At 71.2% G+C, this 18,691-nt stretch carries 18 protein-coding genes; 8 read left to right on the top strand and 10 right to left on the bottom strand.

Annotated features, from left to right (window positions below):
• Positions 1 to 15: 15 nt before the first annotated feature.
• The 4 genes from FK531_RS02680 to ssd are packed head-to-tail and all read right to left on the bottom strand — an operon-like array spanning position 16 to position 3,642.
• Positions 16 to 603 carry a type II secretion system F family protein gene (locus tag FK531_RS02680; protein ID WP_142095065.1) on the bottom strand — a complete coding sequence of 196 codons (588 nt, stop codon included), beginning with the start codon at positions 601 to 603 and terminating at the stop codon, positions 16 to 18.
• Complete coding sequence (locus FK531_RS02675; protein WP_142095064.1) at positions 600 to 1,382, bottom strand: type II secretion system F family protein; 783 nt, start codon at positions 1,380 to 1,382, stop codon at positions 600 to 602. The genes FK531_RS02680 and FK531_RS02675 overlap by 4 nt, the downstream gene beginning before the upstream one ends.
• A complete protein-coding gene (locus tag FK531_RS02670) occupies positions 1,379 to 2,554 on the bottom strand; it encodes a TadA family conjugal transfer-associated ATPase (RefSeq protein ID WP_142095063.1) in 1,176 nt (391 codons plus the stop codon). Before FK531_RS02670 ends, FK531_RS02675 begins: the two co-directional genes overlap by 4 nt.
• Positions 2,551 to 3,642 carry a septum site-determining protein Ssd gene (ssd, locus tag FK531_RS02665; RefSeq protein ID WP_142095062.1) on the bottom strand — a complete coding sequence of 364 codons (1,092 nt, stop codon included), beginning with the start codon at positions 3,640 to 3,642 and terminating at the stop codon, positions 2,551 to 2,553. The genes FK531_RS02670 and ssd overlap by 4 nt, the downstream gene beginning before the upstream one ends.
• Positions 3,643 to 4,013: 371 nt before the next feature.
• On the opposite strand from ssd, the gene FK531_RS02660 reads away from it, so the two are divergent.
• Positions 4,014 to 4,832 (top strand): HAD-IB family hydrolase, encoded by an 819-nt coding sequence (locus FK531_RS02660; protein WP_142095061.1) that lies wholly within the window; start codon positions 4,014 to 4,016, stop codon positions 4,830 to 4,832.
• A gap of 477 nt (positions 4,833 to 5,309) precedes the next feature.
• On the opposite strand, the gene FK531_RS02655 is transcribed toward FK531_RS02660, so the two are convergent.
• A complete protein-coding gene (locus FK531_RS02655; RefSeq protein WP_142095060.1) occupies positions 5,310 to 6,059 on the bottom strand; it encodes a Fic family protein in 750 nt (249 codons plus the stop codon).
• Positions 6,060 to 6,070: 11 nt separating this feature from the next.
• Positions 6,071 to 6,253, bottom strand: coding sequence for a VOC family protein (locus FK531_RS02650; RefSeq protein WP_246097782.1), 183 nt, complete (start codon positions 6,251 to 6,253; stop codon positions 6,071 to 6,073).
• A gap of 225 nt (positions 6,254 to 6,478) precedes the next feature.
• Here FK531_RS02650 and acs point away from each other — a divergent pair, with 225 nt between their 5' ends.
• The 5 genes from acs to FK531_RS02625 all read left to right on the top strand — a co-directional run bounded on the left by acs (position 6,479) and on the right by FK531_RS02625 (position 13,800).
• Positions 6,479 to 8,413, top strand: coding sequence for an acetate--CoA ligase (gene acs, locus FK531_RS02645; protein ID WP_142095059.1), 1,935 nt, complete (start codon positions 6,479 to 6,481; stop codon positions 8,411 to 8,413).
• 205 nt (positions 8,414 to 8,618) lie between these two features.
• Positions 8,619 to 10,949 carry an ATP-binding protein gene (locus FK531_RS02640; protein WP_142095058.1) on the top strand — a complete coding sequence of 777 codons (2,331 nt, stop codon included), beginning with the start codon at positions 8,619 to 8,621 and terminating at the stop codon, positions 10,947 to 10,949.
• Between the two features lie 123 nt (positions 10,950 to 11,072).
• Positions 11,073 to 12,293, top strand: a complete 1,221-nt coding sequence (gene nhaA / locus FK531_RS02635) for a Na+/H+ antiporter NhaA (RefSeq protein ID WP_142095057.1) — start codon at positions 11,073 to 11,075, stop codon at positions 12,291 to 12,293.
• Positions 12,294 to 12,319: 26 nt separating this feature from the next.
• Positions 12,320 to 12,856, top strand: a complete 537-nt coding sequence (locus FK531_RS02630) for a phage holin family protein (RefSeq protein WP_142095056.1) — start codon at positions 12,320 to 12,322, stop codon at positions 12,854 to 12,856.
• Between the two features lie 20 nt (positions 12,857 to 12,876).
• The gene (locus FK531_RS02625) at positions 12,877 to 13,800 is read left to right on the top strand and encodes an alpha/beta fold hydrolase (protein ID WP_142095055.1); all 924 of its coding nucleotides are present in this window, start codon (positions 12,877 to 12,879) and stop codon (positions 13,798 to 13,800) included.
• A 61-nt stretch (positions 13,801 to 13,861) separates the two neighbouring features.
• On the opposite strand, the gene marP is transcribed toward FK531_RS02625, so the two are convergent.
• The 4 genes from marP to nth are packed head-to-tail and all read right to left on the bottom strand — an operon-like array spanning position 13,862 to position 17,136.
• Positions 13,862 to 15,055, bottom strand: a complete 1,194-nt coding sequence (gene marP, locus FK531_RS02620) for an acid resistance serine protease MarP (protein WP_142095054.1) — start codon at positions 15,053 to 15,055, stop codon at positions 13,862 to 13,864.
• Positions 15,052 to 15,759 carry an NUDIX hydrolase gene (locus FK531_RS02615; RefSeq protein WP_142095342.1) on the bottom strand — a complete coding sequence of 236 codons (708 nt, stop codon included), beginning with the start codon at positions 15,757 to 15,759 and terminating at the stop codon, positions 15,052 to 15,054. Before FK531_RS02615 ends, marP begins: the two co-directional genes overlap by 4 nt.
• Positions 15,760 to 15,773: 14 nt before the next feature.
• Positions 15,774 to 16,442 carry a TlpA family protein disulfide reductase gene (locus tag FK531_RS02610; protein WP_181762808.1) on the bottom strand — a complete coding sequence of 223 codons (669 nt, stop codon included), beginning with the start codon at positions 16,440 to 16,442 and terminating at the stop codon, positions 15,774 to 15,776.
• A gap of 13 nt (positions 16,443 to 16,455) precedes the next feature.
• Positions 16,456 to 17,136, bottom strand: a complete 681-nt coding sequence (nth, locus tag FK531_RS02605) for an endonuclease III (RefSeq protein WP_246097836.1) — start codon at positions 17,134 to 17,136, stop codon at positions 16,456 to 16,458.
• Positions 17,137 to 17,322: 186 nt separating this feature from the next.
• On the opposite strand from nth, the gene FK531_RS02600 reads away from it, so the two are divergent.
• Entirely contained in the window at positions 17,323 to 17,577 is a 255-nt protein-coding gene (locus FK531_RS02600; protein ID WP_142095051.1) for a hypothetical protein, read from the top strand.
• Between the two features lie 165 nt (positions 17,578 to 17,742).
• Positions 17,743 to 18,417, top strand: coding sequence for a Crp/Fnr family transcriptional regulator (locus FK531_RS02595; protein ID WP_142095050.1), 675 nt, complete (start codon positions 17,743 to 17,745; stop codon positions 18,415 to 18,417).
• The last annotated feature ends 274 nt before the right edge of the window (positions 18,418 to 18,691 follow it).

Here is an 18,691-nt window from a genome sequence, read left to right as displayed (position 1 = left end):
CACGCACGGGCGCACTCACAGCAGTCCCTGACCGAGCACCCGCGTCGCCAGGCCGACCACCACCGGCACGATTCCCAGGCACAGGAACGCGGGCAGGAAGCAGAGTCCGAGCGGTCCGCTGATCAGAACTCCGGCCCGCTCCGCGGCGGCGGCACCACGGTCCTCCACCGCGGTGCGGCATTCCGTGGCCAGCTCCGACATCGCGACCGCGAGCGAGGCCCCGGACCGCGCGGAGCGACGGGCCGTCCGCGCCAAGGTCTCGGTTTCCGGTTCCGCGGCGGCCTTCGCCCAGGCGATCTCGGGTTCGGCACCGAGCGCGAGCAGGTTCGACGCCGAACGGAGCGCGCCCGCGAGCGGCTCCGGACTGGTCGGCGCGACCGCGGCCGCCGCGACCGCCATCGGCAGACCCGATCGCAGACACGCGGCCAGCAGGTCGTACCCCGCCGCACCCGCCATCGGATCGTCCACTGCAGGCCCCACGACCGTCGACTCTCCCGGTTCCGCGGTGGGCCGCACCGCCGCCCGCAGGCGACCGGTCGCGGCGGTGGCACCGGGCGCCACCAGCAGCGCCGCCCCGAGCAGCACCACCGAGACGGCGATCATGCCGCCACCCGGCCGGTGATCCGGTCCGTCCACAGCAACCCCGCACACGCCAGCACCGTGCCCAGGACCAACAGGATGCCGCCGAGCCCGCCGGACAGCAGGACCCGCACCGGACCTGCACCCATCAGCTGCCCGAGCGCGATCCCCAGCAACGGCAAGCCCGCGAGGACCGCGGCGGTGGCGCGGGCGCCGGCGAGCCCCGACTCGACACGGCCCCGAAACCTGATGCGCCCCACCAGGTCCGCGCGCGCCGCATCCAGGAGATCAGCCAGCGCGATGCCGTGCCGTTCGGCGACCTGCCACGCCGCCGCGATCCGGTCGAGATCGGCGTCGATCGACGCCCCCGGCACACGCAGACCCTCGGCGGCGCTACCGCCCAGCCGTGCGGTGGCCTCCGCTCCGCGGAAGGCCTCGGCGGCAGCACCTTTCGACTCCTGCGCGGCGGACGCGCAGGCACTCGCCGGGTGCGAGCCGACCCGCAACTCCCCGACCGCCACCTCGAGCGCGGCGAGCAGACCCCGCTGCTCGGCGGCGCGGCCGCGGCCGAGTCGACGCCGTCGCTCGCGATGCGCCGTGGTGCCCACCACGATCGCGGCGGCGAGGGCGGCCGCCGGTCCCACGAACGCGGCCACGCCGATTGCGCCCACACCGAGCGCCCGCAGACCCACCACCCGCACCGCTGGAGGTGGCCCCGCCGACATCGGACGCAGCCGCCGGCGGAGGTCGCCCGGCGGCGCGACGAGCAGCGCGACCGCGCACAGCAGCAGCGCGGGGATCATCTGCCCGACCGTTCGAGTAGCGCGTGGAGCCGATCCGCTCCTGCGCACCGGGGTTCGCGCACCGCCCAGGCTGGAACCACGGTCACCTCGCCGTGCCGGTCCCGTTCGAGGACCCCGATCTGGGTGAGGCGGCGCCGGCCGTTCGCGGCTCGATGCACGTGCAGCACCACCTGGACCGCGGCGGCCAGTTGGCTGTGCAGCGCGGCTCGGTCCATCCCGCCGAGCGCCGCCAACGCCTCGAGACGGGCCGGAACCTCCTCCGGCGAGTTCGCGTGCACCGTACCCGCACCACCGTCGTGACCGGTGTTCAGCGCGGTGAGCAGGTCCACGACCTCGGCTCCGCGGACCTCGCCGACCACGATCCGGTCCGGACGCATCCGCAGCGCCTGACGCACCAGCTGCCGGACCGTCACCTCCCCGACTCCCTCGACGTTCGGCGCTCGCGCGACCAGTCGCACGACATGCGGGTGGGCCGGGGCCAGTTCGGCCGCATCCTCGACGCAGATGATGCGCTCGCGCGCAGCGACTTTCGCCAAAAGTGCCGCCAAGAGCGTGGTCTTTCCCGCGCCGGTTCCTCCGACCACCAGGAAGGCGAGCCGGGCGTCGACCATGCGCAAGAGCAACTCGTGCGCGTCCGTCGGAACCGTGCCGCTCGCGCACAGCGCGTCGAGGCCCTGAGTCGCCGGCCGCAGCACTCGCAGTGACAGGCACGTCCCCGCCTGCGCGACCGGCGCCAAGACCGCATGCAACCGCACCCCGAAGTCCACGCCCGGCGAACCGGGCAGCCTGCCGTCGACCCACGGTTGGGCGTCGTCGAGCCGGCGCCCGGCCGCCAGCGCGAGGCGTTGGGCGAGTCTGCGCACCGCCGCCTCGTCCGGGAAGGACACCTCGGACCGCTCCAGTCCGGACCCACGGTCCACCCACACCTCGTCCGGCGCGGTGACCAACACATCCGATACATCCGGTTGCGCCAGTAGCGGTTCCAGCGCCCCGGCCCCGGTCCGCTCGGTCTGCAGCACCCGCAGCGCGTCGAGCAGGTCGGTGTCGCCGAGCACGCCGGAGGACTCGGCCCGAATGGCCGCGGCCACCGTGGCAGGGGTCGGGGACACGGAGGTCTGAGCGAGGCGTCCGCGCACCCGGTCGAGCAGGTCCGCGGAGACCAGGGCGCTCACGACGCCCGCCCGGCGCCGGCGTCGAGGAGGTCGAGCAGGGCGGTGGCCGCACCGGTGAGCGGCGATCGCCGTCGCAGCCGCAACCCGCCGCGTTCGAGCGCGCCGGCCAGCCCCGGCTCGGGTCGCATCGCGGCCAGCAGCGGCAGTCCCAGCAGGTCCGCGATGTCGGCCGCGCGCAGACCACCGGGCGCCGGGCCGCGCACCACCACCCCGACATTGGGGTGGCTGCCGCGCACGGCCGCCGCGAGCGTCTCGGCGGCGGCCGCCGCTCGCAGCTGGGCCGGGACCACCACGACCACCAGGTCGGCCAGGTCCAGCACCGTCTCGGTCGCCGACCCCGGCTGCCGGGGCACATCGCACACCACCAGGTCACCCACGCCCCGGCCGGCTTCGACGACCGCACGCAAGGCCGCGGCGCCCGGCGCCGCGGCCCCGGCACCCCGGCCGCACGACAGCACCGCGACACCGTCATCGGTCCGCGGCAGCGCGTCGTGCAGGGCCGCGGCCGACACCGCACCACCCTCGATCACCACGGCGGGCCACCGCAGACCGGGGTTCCGCTCGACACCGAGCAGTAGGTCCAGCCCCCCGCCCCGGGGGTCGCAGTCGACCAGCAGGCCGCCACGGCCACGTCGCGCGGACGCCGTCAGCGCCGTGGCCGCGGCGAGTGTCGACGCTCCGGCGCCACCTCGCCCACCGAGTACGGCGATCATCGCCCCGCCCCCGGCCGCGCGTTCGGCGCGTTGGGCGAGCGCAGCGACCAGCGCCGCCTCGTCGTCGGGAAGCGTGAGCACCGTCTCGGCCCCGACCGCGGCGGCGGCCCGCCACTCGGACAGCCCGGGCGTGCCGATGCACACCACCTGGACCGCGGCCCGGCGAGGCAGCCCGGCCGCGACGCATTCGTGTGCGCAGCCGGCGTCGAGGAGCAGGTGCGGGGCGCGATCCCAGGCCCGCCTGGGTACCGGGCCCCCGTGCTCGGCGAGGGGGCGATCTGCGGCCGCGGCGGCGCGGCGGATGCTGACCGCGAGTTCGGTGTCCTTCGTCACGGCGACGACCGGGTGGTCGGGTGTGGCGTGCGTGGCGTCCATGCAACCGAGCCTGCGCGGCGCGGCGGGCCCGGGAAAGGGGCTGTCCGCCGATTGTGGACAACCCGGGGCCTGTGGACAGATTCTGGTACGGATGCACCAGATCGGGTTCGACGGGCGCGAAAAGCGGTAAACCGCCCATAGATAGAGGAAGACCCCCGCCAGGGGGGGAGGAGGCGGGGGTCTTCAGAGTTCAGCCCCGGGGGGTCGGGCTGAACACACCCAGATCAAGTCCAGGTGGTTGCAATACTACACCCAGATCCCGGAAAAATCGCAAGTTCAACTGGTCGCTCGCCCACCTGTTGGACCGGGTTCGCGAGCACGGGCACGGTTCGACGGCGGCACCTGGCCGTACGGGCAACTATTGTCGAGGAGTGACGGCAGACGCGAGCGGGAAATCCGACGGCAGCCGCGTAGCGGCCTTCTTCGACCTGGACAAGACGATCATCGCCAAGTCGAGCACGCTGGCCTTCAGCCGACCGTTCTTCGACCAGGGTCTGATCAACCGCCGGTCGGTCCTCAAGAGCAGCTACGCCCAGTTCCTCTTCCTGCTCTCCGGCGCGGACCACGACCAGATGGAGCGCATGCGTGCGTACCTGACCAGCATGTGCGCCGGCTGGGACGTCGAGCAGGTGCGGGCGGTGGTCGCCGAGACCCTGCACGACATCGTCGACCCGTTGGTGTTCGCCGAGGCCGCCGACCTGATCGCCGACCACAAACTCCGCGGACACGACGTCGTCGTGGTCTCCGCGTCGGGCGAGGAGGTGGTGACCCCGATCGCCCAGGCCCTCGGCGCCGACCACGCAGCGGCCACCCGGATGGCCGTCGAGGACGGTAAGTTCACCGGCGAGCTCGACTTCTACTGCTACGGCGAGGGCAAGGTCGAGGCGATGCGCGAGCTGGCCCGGACCGAGAACTACGACCTCGACCGGTGTTACGCCTACTCCGACTCCTCGACCGACCTACCCATGCTCGGGGCGGTCGGCCACCCCACTGCCGTCAACCCGGACCGCGCTCTCCGCAAGGAGGCAGCCGGAAACGGTTGGCCCATACTGACTTTCTCGAACCCGGTCCCGCTACGCGACCGATTCGCGACGCCGTCGTCGACGGCCGTGGCCACCACTGCGGCCGTCGGCCTCGGCGCGGTCCTGGCCGGCGCATTGACGTACGGAGTACTACGCCGCCGCCGCTGAGACCTGCGGAAAACTGGTATCGATCCAGTGCCGAAAGCCCTTGCTGTGAGTGGTGCCACAGGGTACAAAGGAGTTACGGACGAACGGCAGGCCAAGGTCGAATCGGAAGAGAAGAGTCGATCTCCCAGTCGGGAAATCCCAGCACGGACACCAGGCACCCACGCGGAGCAGCAAGCCACTATAAGGGCAAAAGTGTTGTGGGCCTGCGCGACTCGAGCACACGCTGGCGAGAACCTTGCACCAGTTGCAGAGGCGAACTGGCGGTACCCGGGCCTACGCCGAGGCCGTAAAAATCACAACCCGCATTGTACGCTTGGTAACCCGGTAGTCCGTGCTAGCGGGCGGCGAGGTTGACGAGAGTCGACCTCGCCGCCCGCTTCGCATGCGCAGAGACCCCCGAAGACGAAGCGCCCCAAAGGAACTCGGTTCCCTTCACACGTCCGCCGGACACCGTACAATCCGGCGGACACCGTAAACTCAGCCCGTCGCCGCCTCGGCGATCGACAGCGCTTCGCGCGCACCGGCTTCCAACGCGCCGCAGCACAGGATCACCCAGCTGCCGACACCTTCGACGGTCCCGGCCGCGAACCCGACGGCGCCGTCGCGGTACGCCTGCTGCCGGCGCAGCCAACTGACCTCCGGCACACCGAGATTGTGCGGATCCAGTCCCGTCGAGGCGGCGACGAGTCGGGACGCCGCCCGAGCCACCACACCGTCCGCGCTGCCGAAGGGTGCGAGCGCCAGCAGCTCGCCGTGGACCACCGCTGCGAGCACCGGTGCGGGAGCTTTCGTGCCGCCGGTGACCAGTTGCGCCAACAGGTCGAGCCGCTCCCCCACCCCGTCCGCGGTGCGAGGGCGGCCGAGCTCCGCCTCGTCCTCGACCAGGCCGGCCGCCGCGAGCAGGTGCAGTCGCGCGAGCGCCTGCAGCGGGGCCCGCTGCCAGGTCGCCGTCATGATGGTCAACGCGTCGCCGTCGAGCGCCTGCCCCACTCGTAGCGCGCCCGCCAGAATCGGGTCGCCCGCCTCGCCCTCGGCGGGCAGTTCGGTGCTGCCGCCGTCGATGGCTGCGGAGGCCCGCGCCGCGCGGACCGCCGCCTCGGCCGCGGTCGTCGGCCAGCCACGACGATTGGTCTTGTGCCGGTGCACCTCGCCGAGTGCGTCGCGAGCCCGGTCGGCGGCCTCGAGCACTCCGGGCAGGTCCACCAGGGGCTGCAATGGGTCGTTCACGGTGCTCGACGCTACCCGGCGGTGGCGTCTCCGATGGTCACGGTGCCGTCCTCGCCCACTACCAGCCCCGGATTGTGGGCGACCTCCCACCGGTAGCCGTCCGGATCCGCGAAGTATCCGCTGTACCCGCCCCAGCTTCGCCGCTCGCCGGCGGCCAACACCTCCCCGCCGCACCGCGCCGCGTCCGCGAGCACCGCGTCGGGCCATCACACCATCGGCCCGGCCGCTCGTCGCGTCGGACGACCGTCGGTCGCGCGTCATCGACCGATCGCCGCAGATCACGAGGTTGCAACCCCGCGCAACGGTGCGTTCACGGTCACATGTGACTACCCTCACAGCAGCGTCAATTGGACTACCCGGCGGTCACGCTCCGCAAGCCGACCGCAGTGATCGAACACCGAGAAGAGGGCACGGGCGACATGACCAGCAGCACCGCCGACACCAGCGCAGCCGAGACCTACCCGCCCAGCGCGGAGTTCGCCGCGGCGGCCAACGCGGGCCCCGAACTGCAGGCCTCTGCGGACGCGGACCGCCTCGCATTCTGGGCCGACCAGGCGCAGCGCCTGCACTGGCACGAGAAGTGGAGCGAGGTCCTCGACTGGACCGACGCCCCCGTCGCCAAGTGGTTCGTCGGCGGCAAGCTCAATGTCGCCTACAACTGCGTCGACCGGCACGTACTCGAGGGCAACGGCGACCGCGTCGCCATCGCATTCGAGGGCGAGCCCGGCGACAGCCGCGCCCTGACCTACAACGACCTGCTCGCCGAAGTATCCCGCGCGGCAAACACTTTCACCGACCTCGGACTCGTCGCCGGCGACCGCGTCGCGATCTACATGCCGATGATCCCCGAGGCCATCGTCACCATGCTCGCCTGCGCACGCCTCGGCCTGACCCACTCGGTGGTGTTCGCCGGCTTCTCCGCCACCGCACTGCGCTCGCGCATCGACGACGCCGAAGCCAAGCTCGTCGTCACCACCGACGGCCAGTGGCGCCGCGGGCAGGCCGCTCCCCTCAAGACCGCCGTCGACACCGCGGTCGACGGTGCCCAGTCCGTCCGAAACGTGCTGGTGGTCAAGCGAACCGACATCGACGTCGACTGGACCGACGGCCGCGACCTGTGGTGGCACGAGACGGTCGCAGCCGCCTCCCCCGAACACGAGGCGCAGCCGTTCGACGCCGAACACCCGCTGTTCATCCTCTACACCTCCGGCACCACCGGCAAGCCCAAGGGCATCATCCACACCTCGGGCGGCTACCTCACCCAGGCCTCGTACACGCACCACAACGTCTTCGACCACAAGCCGGGCAAGGATGTGTACTGGTGCACCGCCGACATCGGATGGGTCACCGGACACTCCTACATCGTCTACGGCCCGCTCTCCAACGGCGTCACCCAGGTCGTCTACGAGGGCACCCCCAACTCGCCCGACGAGCACCGGCACTTCAACATCATCGAGAAGTACGGCGTCAGCATCTACTACACGGCCCCGACGCTGGTGCGCACGTTCATGAAGTGGGGCCGCGAGATCCCCGACGCGCACGACCTGTCCTCGATCCGCCTGCTCGGCTCCGTCGGCGAGCCGATCAACCCGGAGGCGTGGCGCTGGTTCCGCGACGTCATCGGCGGCGGCACCGCCCCGATCGTCGACACCTGGTGGCAGACCGAGACCGGCGCGATCATGATCTCCCCACTGCCCGGCATCACCGCCACCAAGCCCGGATCCGCGATGGCGCCGCTGCCCGGCGTCTCCGCGAAGATCGTCGACGACGAGGCCCGCCCCCTCGGCCCCGGCGGCAACGGATACCTCGTCCTCGACCAGCCGTGGCCGTCAATGCTGCGCGGCATCTGGGGCGACATGGAGCGGTTCAAGGACACCTACTGGTCCCGCTACGCCGAAGAGGGCTGGTACTTCGCCGGCGACGGCGCCAAGTACGACGAGGACGGCGCCCTGTGGGTGCTCGGCCGCGTCGACGACGTCATGAACGTCTCCGGCCACCGCATCTCGACCTCCGAGGTCGAGTCGGCGCTGGTGGGCCACCCCGGGGTCGCCGAGGCCGCGGTCGTCGGTGCCGCGGACGAGACCACCGGACAGGGCATCGTGGCGTTCGTCATCCTCCGCGAGGGCACCCCGAACACCGGTGAGGCGCTCATCGCCGAACTCAAGGCGCAGGTGTCCACCGACATCAGCCCCATCGCCAAGCCCCGCCAGATCACGATCGTGCCCGAGCTGCCGAAGACCCGCTCGGGCAAGATCATGCGCCGCCTGCTCCGCGACGTCGCCGAGGGCCGCGACCTGGGCGACACCTCGACGCTCGTCGATCCCAAGGTGTTCGAGGCGATCCGCGGCAAGTAGCGCGCGGTGCGGTCGACGGGTCCCAGGACTCCTTCGACCGCACCGGGTCACGAGTGCGTCGCGGACCACCCCCTCCGGCCTTCCTTCCGGCAGAATGGAAGTGGTGGCATGTCAGCGCGAATACGCAGCGTGGCTCGCAGGAGTTCCCACCGCGGCACCGGGGAGCCGTCACGGTCGCTGACGCCGACATGAAGGTGACGGTTCGATGGCGCCCTCCACTCGGGACAGGCTCGGCAACCTGCCCCTGGATATGACGAGTTTCGTCGGTCGCCGACGCGAGGTGACCGAGGGCAGACGTCTGCTGGCCGTCTCGCGTCTGGTGACACTGACCGGGATCGGCGGTGTCGGCAAGACCCGGCTCGCGCTGCGGGTCGCGGCCGACTCGCGGCGCGCCTTCGACGACGGTGTGTGGCTCGTCGAGTTCGGCGAACAAAGCGACCCGGAACTGGTGCCGGACATCGTCGCCGCCACGCTCGGGCTGCGCGATCAGGTGGCGCACTCGCCGCTGCAGACCCTGCTCGACTTCCTCGACGACCGCCAGATCCTGTTGGTGCTCGACAACTGTGAGCACCTCGTCGACGCCGTCGCGAAGCTCGCCGAGACCCTGCTGCGCGCCTGCCCGCAGCTGCGAATCCTCGCCACCAGCAGGGAACCCCTGACGATCGGCGGCGAGGCCGCATTCCGCGTCCCGCCGATGTCGGCCCCGGACCCACGCGCGGCGCGGCGGGGTGTCGCGCAGTACGAGGCGGTGACGCTCTTCGTCGAACGGGCAGGCGCCGCCGTACCCGGATTCGAGCTCACAGACGACAACCGGGCGACGGTCGCCCAGATCTGCCGCCGACTCGACGGACTGCCGCTGCCGATCGAACTCGCGGCGGCCCGGTTGCGGGCAATGTCGCCGGCTCAGATTCTCGATCGGCTCACCGACCGCTACCGCCTGCTGGTCGCCGGCACCCGGGGAGCGCCGACCCGCCAGCAGACCCTGCGGATGTGCATCGACTGGAGCCACGACCTGTGCACCGAGACGGAGCGCGGACTGTGGCGGCGGCTGTCGGTGTTCGCCCGCGGTTTCGAGCTCGACGCCGCCGAGGGCATCGCGGCCGGAGACCTCACTCCCGACGACCTGCTCGACGTCATCGCCTCCCTCGTCGACAAGTCGATCCTCATCCGGGAGGAACCGGACGGGGTGGTGCGGTACCGGCTGCTCGAGACGCTCCGTGACTACGGACTCGAGCGGCTGGAGGAATCCGACGAGGGCGCGGACCTGCGCCGCAGGCATCGCGACTGGTACGAGCAGTTGATCGACCGCGCCGATGTCGACTGGATCGGCCCCAACCAGCAGGCCTGGATTCTGCGCATCTCGCGGGAAGGGGCCAACCTGCGGGCCGTGCTCAAGTACTGCATCGCGGAGCCGGGCTCGGCCGAGCACGCGCTGACGCTGTCGAATGCCCTGTTCCAGTTCTGGGTCGCCCGCGGCGCGCTCAGCGAGGGCCGGTACTGGTTCGACCGCAGCCTCGACGCCCAGGGCGGGGTGCCGACGAAAGCCCGCGTCGAGGCGCTCTGCGCGAACGCGGTGCTGGCCGGCAATCAGGGTGACGCCGCGGCGGGACTGGCACTCGTCGACGAGGCGCACCGGGCGGCGGCGACGCTCGACGACCCCGATTCGGACACCCTCGTCACGCACGCCGCCGGGCACCTGGCGATGTTCGACGGCGACCCGAAAACCACCGTCGAGGTCCTCGGCAACATCCTCGACACCGTGCGCGCCGGTGAGGACCGTGTCCGGCACCTGTCGACCCTGCTCGGGCTCGCCATGGCCCACGCCCTGCTCGACGACGTCGCGGCGGCCGTCGAGTACGCGGACGAGGTCCTCTCGATCACCGCGCCGAGGGACGAAGCGGTGTACCGCGCGTACGCTCTCAGCTCGCTCGGAATTGCGTTGTGGCAACAGGAGCCGGCTCGGGCCCGTGCCGAACTCGAACAGGGCCTCCGCCTGACCGTCCGGATGGACGATCCGCTGTGCTCGGCGATCTGCGTCGAGGTACTGGCCTGGATCGCGGTCGATGCGAACCAACCCCAGCGGGCTGCCGTGCTGCTCGGCGGCGCCCAGTCGCTGTGGCGGGCTGCGGGAGTTCAGGGAGTGGTCATCCCGGGGCTGCCGATTCACCACGACAACTGTGAACGACACGCCCGCCGGGCCCTCGGCGCGCGCTCGTTCGACGCGGCCTTCGCGCGGGGTACCGGGCTGGGTCTCGACGAGATCGTGGCGTTCGCGCTGGAGGAGCAGGCGCCGCCACGGGCCGACGCCACGCAGGGCCGGGCCGCCACCGACCTGACCCCGCGCGAGCAGGAGGTGGCCGACCTGGTGGCCCGCGGCCTGACGAACCGGGCGATCGCCGAACAACTGGTGATCTCGCAGCGCACCGCGCAGGGACACGTCGAGCACGTGCTCTCGAAACTCGGCTTCACGTCGCGCACCCAGATCGCCGCCTGGGTGATCGAACGGGCAGCGAAGCCCGCCGATCCGCCGAGCTGACGGTCCGCGGAGAAGGTCTCGACCGGCGCGGGAACCTGGCACGAGCCGTTAAGATCTCGTACGGAGCGCCGGGAAGTCTGGTCGGCACATCGCCCCCGCATGCCCGCGACCAGGAGAATCCGCGTGATCCGATCGAAACGCTCCGAACTGTCCCGCTACCTCCGGACCGAGACGGTCGGCGGCAGCCTGCTCCTCGTCTCCGCCGCGATCGCCCTGATCTGGGCGAACTCCACCTGGTCCGATGCCTACACCGACCTGCGCGACTTCCAGATCGGCCCGAGCGCACTGCACCTGAACCTGACGGTCGGGTCCTGGGCGCAGGACGGGCTGCTGGCGGTGTTCTTCTTCGTCGCTGGGCTCGAACTCAAGCGCGAACTGGTCGTCGGCGAGCTCGCCGAGCGCAAGAAGGCAATGCTGCCGATCATCGCGGCCGTCGGCGGCGTCGTCACCCCCGCGTTGATCGCCCTCGCGGTCGGCTGGGGCACGCCCGGCATCGACCGGGCCTGGGCCATCCCGGTCGCCACCGACATCGCCTTCGCGCTCGGTGTGCTCGCCCTCACCGGCTCCCGCATCCCGGCCGGCGCCAGGGTGTTCCTGCTCAGCCTCGCCGTCGTCGACGACCTGCTCGCCATCATCATCATCGCGACCGTGTTCACCGCGTCGATCGCACTCTGGTGGCTCCTCGCCGCAGTGGCCTGCGCGACCGTCTACGCGTACGCCCAGCACCGCCGGATCACCACACCATTGCTCTACGTCCCGCTGGCGCTGCTGACCTGGTACAGCGTGCACGAGGCCGGAATTCACGCCACGCTCGCCGGCGTGGCCCTCGGCCTGCTCACCCGGGTGCGGACCGACCCGGGCGAGGACGAGGCGCCCGCCACCCGCCTCGAACACCGCATCCAGCCCTGGTCGGCGGGGCTGTGCGTGCCGATCTTCGCGCTCTTCGCCTCCGGGGTGCCGCTGGGCGGGGATGTGCTCGGGTCGCTGTTCACCGACCGTCTGACCCTCGCCATCATGCTGGGACTGCTCGTCGGCAAGATCCTCGGCATCTTCGGCGTCTCGTGGACCGCGGTCCGCCTCGGCATCGCGACCAAGCCGAGCAGCCTCGGATTCCGCGACATGTTCGCCCTGTCGGTGCTCGGCGCGATCGGCTTCACAGTTAGCCTTCTCGTGGCCGAACTCGCGCTCGAGGGCGCCGAGCAGGAGAAGGCCAAGGCCGCAGTCCTGCTCACCTCCTTGGCGGCGTCGCTGATCGGCTCGGCGCTACTGTTGCGCCGGGGGCGCATCCACCAGGCCCGCGCCGAACGTGACCAGCTAGACCGAGCCGAGCCAGACCGGCCTTGAACGACGACAACGACAGGGGCGACGACGTGAGCACCAGCGACCGCAACGGCAGGACCGAGCGGCTGACCGAGAGCGGTGTACCCAACACCATCTCCTCCATCCCGCTGACGGACGTGGACGCGCACGCGCCGGGCACCGCCAGCATCGGCAACCTGGTCAAGGACGCCACCGCTCAGGTGTCCACCCTGGTCCGGGCCGAGGTCGAACTCGCCAAGGCCGAGGTGACGGGCGAGGTGAAGAAGGGCCTGCAAGGCTCGCTGTTCTTCGTCCTCGCGCTCACGGTCCTGCTGTTCAGCTCGTTCTTCTTCTTCTTCTTCCTCGCCGAACTGCTCGACACCTGGGTGTACCGCTGGCTCGCCTTCCTCATCGTGTTCCTGCTGATGGTGGTCGTCACGGGCGTACTGGCACTGCTCGGTTACCTGCGGGTGCGCAAACTCCGGGCCCCCGAGAAGACGATCGACTCGCTGCGGCAGGCCGCGACCGTGCTGCCGACCGCCGCCGAGTCGAGCTACAAGCACGGCGACTACACCCCCGGCGAGTACGCCCGCCGGACCGCCCCCTGACCGCCGGAGTCCCGGCCAAGGTGACCTTCCCCGACCCCTCCACCGTTCGCATCGACGGACCGTGGCGGCACCGCGACGTGCACGCCAACGGCATCCGCTTCCACGCCGTCGAGGCCGGACCGTCGGATCCCGGTGCACCGCTGGTGGTGCTGCTGCACGGATTCGCCGACTTCTGGTGGTCGTGGCGCCACCAACTGGTCGCGCTCGCCGACGCCGGGTACCGGACGGTCGCGATGGACCTGCGCGGCTACGGCGACACGGACAAGCCCCCACGCGGATACGACAGCTGGACCTCCGCGAACGACGTGGCCGGGCTGATCCGCGCGCTCGGGCACACCGAAGCCTCACTGGTCGGGCACGCCGACGGCGGCCTGATCTGCTGGGCCACCGCCACCCTGCATCCGCGGTTGGTCCGGTCGATCGCACTCGTCGCGTCCCCGCACCCGATCGCCCTCCGGCGGTCGGCGCTGCGGGAGCGTGCGCAACGCGCCGCCCTACTGCCGTCGTTCCTGAGCTACCAGCCGCCGTGGCGACCGGAACGGGCCCTGACCCGCGACGACGGCGCCGCCGTCGAGCGGTTGCTGCGAGACCGCTCGAGCACGCAGTGGCAGCAGTCCGAGGAGTTCCCGGAGGCCGCCGCCCGCGCCCGGTCCGCGATCCAGATCCCCGGCGCCGCGCATTGCGGCCTGGAGTACCAGCGCTGGGCGTTCCGCAGCCAGTGGCGGCCGGACGGCAGGCGGTTCATGACCGCGATGGACCAGGTCCTGACACTGCCGGTGCTGCAGATCCACGGCGACGCCGACCCGTTCGTGCTGCGTCCCACGCTGGAGCAGGACACCCGGTGGGCGCCGTCGCGCCGACTGCACGCCGTGCCCGGCGCCGGCCACTACGTGCACCGGGAAAGCCCGGCCGAGGTGACGTCGGCTCTGACGGAGTTCCTGTAAGGCGGCTTCGCCGCCCGTGAGTCCTTCTGGCCCCGACAAGGGCCAGAAGGACTCACGGGCGCTACGCGCCTATGCAGTCACCGGTGCTGACCGCACCGACCGCAGACGTCGCCTGCGCGAGCTGTCGCGACACCTCCGCCGCTGTGAGCACGAACCCGGTGTCACTGTTGTCCACCGCCGCACCGAACACCACTCCGAGGACGCGCCCCTGCTCGTCGACCAGTGGGCCTCCGGAGTTGCCCTGCCTGATCGACCCGCGCACCGTGTACACCTCCCGCGTCACGTCGCGGGCGCGGTAGATGTCCGGACCGCTCAGGTCCAGCGTCTCGCGGACCCGCGCCGCGCTCGCGGTGTACGGACCGCCGCCCGGGTAACCCAGCACCAGCGCGGTGTCCCCCGACTTCGCGGGCTTCGGGGCGAACTGCAGCGGGTCTGCGTCGAGTCCGGGCACCGCCAGGACCGCGACGTCCACCTCGGGGTCGAAGAGCACGACCTTCGCGTCGAGCGCACCGTTCGCGGTGTCCACGACGACCTTGTTCGTGCCGGCCACGACGTGCGCGTTGGTCATCACCCGCTCGGGGCCGACCACGAAACCGGATCCCTCGAGCGCGCGCTGGCAGCTCGGCGCCACCCCGCGCACCCGCAGCACACTCGACTGCAGTCGCGCCGCGAGCGGGCCCTGCGCGATCGCCGCGTCCGGCGGGTCCACCACGGCGATGGGGGTGCGACCGAACGGGCCGATCACGTCCGGCAGTCCCGACGTGTCGAGCAACGCGGAGAAGTCGCTCGGCAGCCGTCGCATCCAGCTCGGCGCGACCTCGTCGACCTGGGTCAGCACCTTCGACCCGCGGACCGCGGTGGCGACCGCGGGCTGCGAGGACGCCGTCAGCGGAATGGCCAGCAGCCAGGCAGCCACCAGTACCGCCGCGGCCTGCAGCCCGGCGCCGACGACGCTGTCGACCGACCGCGCGACCGGACTGTGCATGCCGCCGCGGGCGGCGCGGCCGAGCACCATGCCGGCGACCTCGCCGATGATCACCAATCCGACGATCAGCAGCACCCCGGCGAGGACCCGGATGCGCCCTCCCTCCATGTGCACCAGCACGTGGGGTGCGATCAGGATGCCCGCGACCGCGCCGAGGACCACCCCCAGGAACGCGAGCGCCGATGCCACCGCACCCTGACGCCAGCCGGAGCTGGCGGCGAGCACGGCGATCGCCAGGATCGCGATGTCTATCCAGGTCGACCCGCTCACCGCTCGTGCACCTCGACCACCCCTGCCTCCACCTCCGCGAGCGCCACTTCGAGATCACGCACGTCGCGGCGATCCCAGTCGATCTCCCAGCCGGACACGGCGATCAGTCCGGCCAGCACGCCCGCGGTGAAACCCCACACCAGCATCCCGTCGACCAGGAACGCGGGCCCCTGGTAACCGAGCCGGTGCTTGACGATGAACCGGTTGTCCGGATCGAGCAACGACCGCATCGGCACCCGCGCGACCTTCGCGGTCTCGCCCGCGTCCACCGGGCGCACCGGCGACGGGCGGTCCCAGTAGCCGACCACGGGTGTGACGTCGAACCCCGACGGCGGCACGAAGATCCCGGGCAGCACGGCGAGGGCGCGTACCCCGGACGGGTCCAGCCCGGTCTCCTCTTCGGCCTCGCGCAGCGCGGTCGCGATCGGACCGTCGTCCTCGGGGTCGGCGGCGCCGCCGGGGAACGCGATCTGCCCGCTGTGCTGGCGCAGGGTGGACGCCCGCTGTGTGAGCAGCAGGTCGGCGTCCTCGGGCAGCCCGCCGACACACATGGGGTCGGCGTCCTCCGACCCACCGAACAGGACCAGTACCGCGGCGTCACGGGCGGTCGTTCCCTCCGGCGTGCGCCGGCGCAGCACCGGGTTCACCGAGTTGCCGTCGGTCGGCGGCAGGGTCACCACCCTGTGCAGCCACTCCGGCGGCACGTGGTCGGTCCTCGTCACGAGACCACACCCAGTTTGTCGTGGACCATGTCGGCGATCTGGTCGGCGCTGTCGAAGGGTTGCGGCAGTACGGCGGCAACGGTTCCGTCGGCGCGGATCAGCGCGGTCACCGGCAGCACGTTCGGCGCCCCGACCGCGGCGGCGACCCGACCCGACCCGTCCTGCACGCCGGGCAGGTGCACCCCGTAATCGGTCAGCGCGGACAACGCATTTCCCTCCTTCGGGTCCTGGTGCACGGTGAGCACGGTGACCTTGTCCCCGGCGCGACGGGCGTACTCGTCGAGGGCGGGCAGTTCCTTCGCGCACGGACCGCACCAGTAGGCCCACAGGTTGACCAGGGCCGGCCTGCCCGCGAGGGCGGCGCCGACGTCGATGCGGCGACCGTCGGCCAGGCATGCGAGCGTGATGCCGGCGAGCGGACCCGCCGGGGTGGTCCCGGCGGCGGGGGCGGGGCACGCGGTGAGCGCGGCCCGGTCGCGGGCGCCGGCCAGCGACTGGTCGGTCTCACCGGGGGCACGTTCGGGCGCCGGAGTGGTGCCCTGGCTGACGTAGTCGGCGTAGCTGCGGGTGCCCGAGTCGTCGGAGCTGCCGCGCGGCCAGATGGCCACCACCAGGGCGATCACGACGACCAGCGCTGCCAGACTCCAGCGGCCGGCGTTGGAGATGTGCACGCTCAGGTCACCGCCCCGCCAGGTCGAGCAGGTGTTCGGTCTCCGGACCCTTCACCAGGGCCGCCGCCACTGTGGGGTCGGTCGGGCCCGCGCCGTACGAGGGGCAGTCCTTGGCCAGCAGACACACCCCGCAGGCCGGCTTCTTCGCGTGACACACCCGTCGGCCGTGGAAGATCACCCGGTGCGAGAGCAGGGTCCACTCCTTGCGCGGGATGAGTTCACCGACCGCGTGCTCGACCTTGACCGGGTCCTCCTCCTGCGTCCAGCCCCAGCGGCGGACCAGCCGCCCGAAGTGGGTGTCCACGGTGATCCCCGGCACATCGAACGCGTTCCCGAGGACGACGTTGGCGGTCTTGCGGCCGAAGCCCGGCAGGCTCACCAAGTCCTTGATGTTGCCCGGCACCTCGCCGTCGAAACGCTCGACAAGCGCCTGCCCGAGGCCGATGATCGAGTTCGCCTTGTTCCGGTAGAAGCCGGTCGTCCGGATGTACTCCTCCAGCTCGGCTCGCTCGGCACCCGCGTAGTCGGCGGCCGAGCGATAGCGGGCGAACAACGCCGGCGTTACCTGGTTGACCCGCACGTCAGTGCACTGCGCGGACAGAATCGTCGCCACCGACAGCTCCAGCGGGGTGCTGAAATCCAGCTCGCAGTACACGTGCGGGAACGCCACGCCGAGGGTGCGGTTCATCCGGCGTGCCCGCCGCACCAGGCCCAGCCGGGTCTCGCCCTTTTTCGGGCTCCCGGCAGACGCAGCGCGGCGCTCGGCCGGGGTCTTCGAAACGGTGGTGGACACTCCGTCGACTCTACGGACGGGCCCGGGAACGGTTCGCACATCGTTTCGCTTCTGAGACATTCGCCGTGTTTACTGCCCAGTATGCAAGGTCTCGCTGTGGTGCTCTTCCCAGTGCTGCTCATGCTGTTTGCGCTGGCGATGGAGCGGGTGGAATTCCGGCTGCGCCGGCTGACAGTGCGTGAGCAGGAGGTCCAGGAGTTCCTGGACCAGGCGAGCCATGCCGAAGTTGCGACGCTCGCACAGGAGGGGCTGCCACGCGCGCTGGCCCGCTTCCATCTGCGGCGCAAGCGGGGCGGCGTCGAGGAAGAGCCGCTGACCGAACGGCAGGCGAGCTGACCATTCGACGCGCAGGACGTGGCGTCGATCACTACTGTTACGCAGCGGAGCGATAGACTCCCAGCGAAAGTTACCGAATAGTCGGCGCGCAGTCTGCGTCGACGGAACGGTCGAGCACCACACGACGGGGCCCGGCCGACCAAGTTTTCCGAAGAAGGAGCGCACGTGGACGAGATCCTGGCCAGAGCCGGAATCTTCCAGGGAGTCGAGCCGTCGGCGGTCGCCGCGCTGGTCAAGCAGCTCCAGCCCGTAGATTTCCCGCGCGGACACGTCATTTTCAACGAGGGTGAACCGGGCGACCGGCTCTACATCATCGTGTCCGGCAAGGTGAAGCTCGGCCGCCGCTCCCCCGACGGGCGCGAGAACCTGCTGACCATCATGGGTCCGTCCGACATGTTCGGCGAGCTGTCCATCTTCGACCCGGGTCCGCGCACCTCCACCGCGACCACCGTCACCGAGGTGCGTGCGGTGCAGATGGACCGCGACGCCCTCAAGTCGTGGATCGACCAGCGCCCGGAGATTGCCGAGCAGCTCCTGCGCGTGTTGGCCCGCCGCCTGCGCCGGACCAACAACAACCTCGCCGACCTCATCTTCACCGACGTGCCCGGTCGCGTCGCGAAGGCGCTGCTGCAGCTCGCGCAGCGCTTCGGCACCCAGGAGGGCGGCGCCCTGCGCGTCACGCACGACCTCACGCAGGAGGAGATCGCCCAGCTGGTCGGCGCCTCCCGCGAGACCGTGAACAAGGCCCTCGCCGACTTCGCGCACCGCGGTTGGCTGCGGCTCGAGGGCAAGAGCGTGCTCATCTCGGATTCCGAGCGCCTGGCCCGCCGCGCCCGCTGACACAGCGCTGACACAGAGAGCCGCCCACCCCGGTTTCGGGGTGGGCGGCTCTCTGTCATGACAAGGGCCGCTCAGGCGGGGGTGCTGCCCTTCCCGGCGCTGCCGAGGTCGAGCTGGAGGATGGTGCCGAACATGCCGACGAGCTGCACGATGCCGTTCTCGCCGGTGACGTTTCCGAGGGATCCCACGTGTACTGCTCCTTGAGTTTTCCGAGGGGGTGACGCACCGCACAAACTGCGATGCCGGTAGATGTCTACGGCATCCACGGCCCGCC

Origin of the sequence: Rhodococcus spelaei, assembly GCF_006704125.1 — a bacterium.
Classification (GTDB): Bacteria; Actinomycetota; Actinomycetes; order Mycobacteriales; family Mycobacteriaceae; genus Rhodococcus_G; species Rhodococcus_G spelaei.
This window is presented reverse-complemented; position numbering and strand designations above follow the sequence as displayed.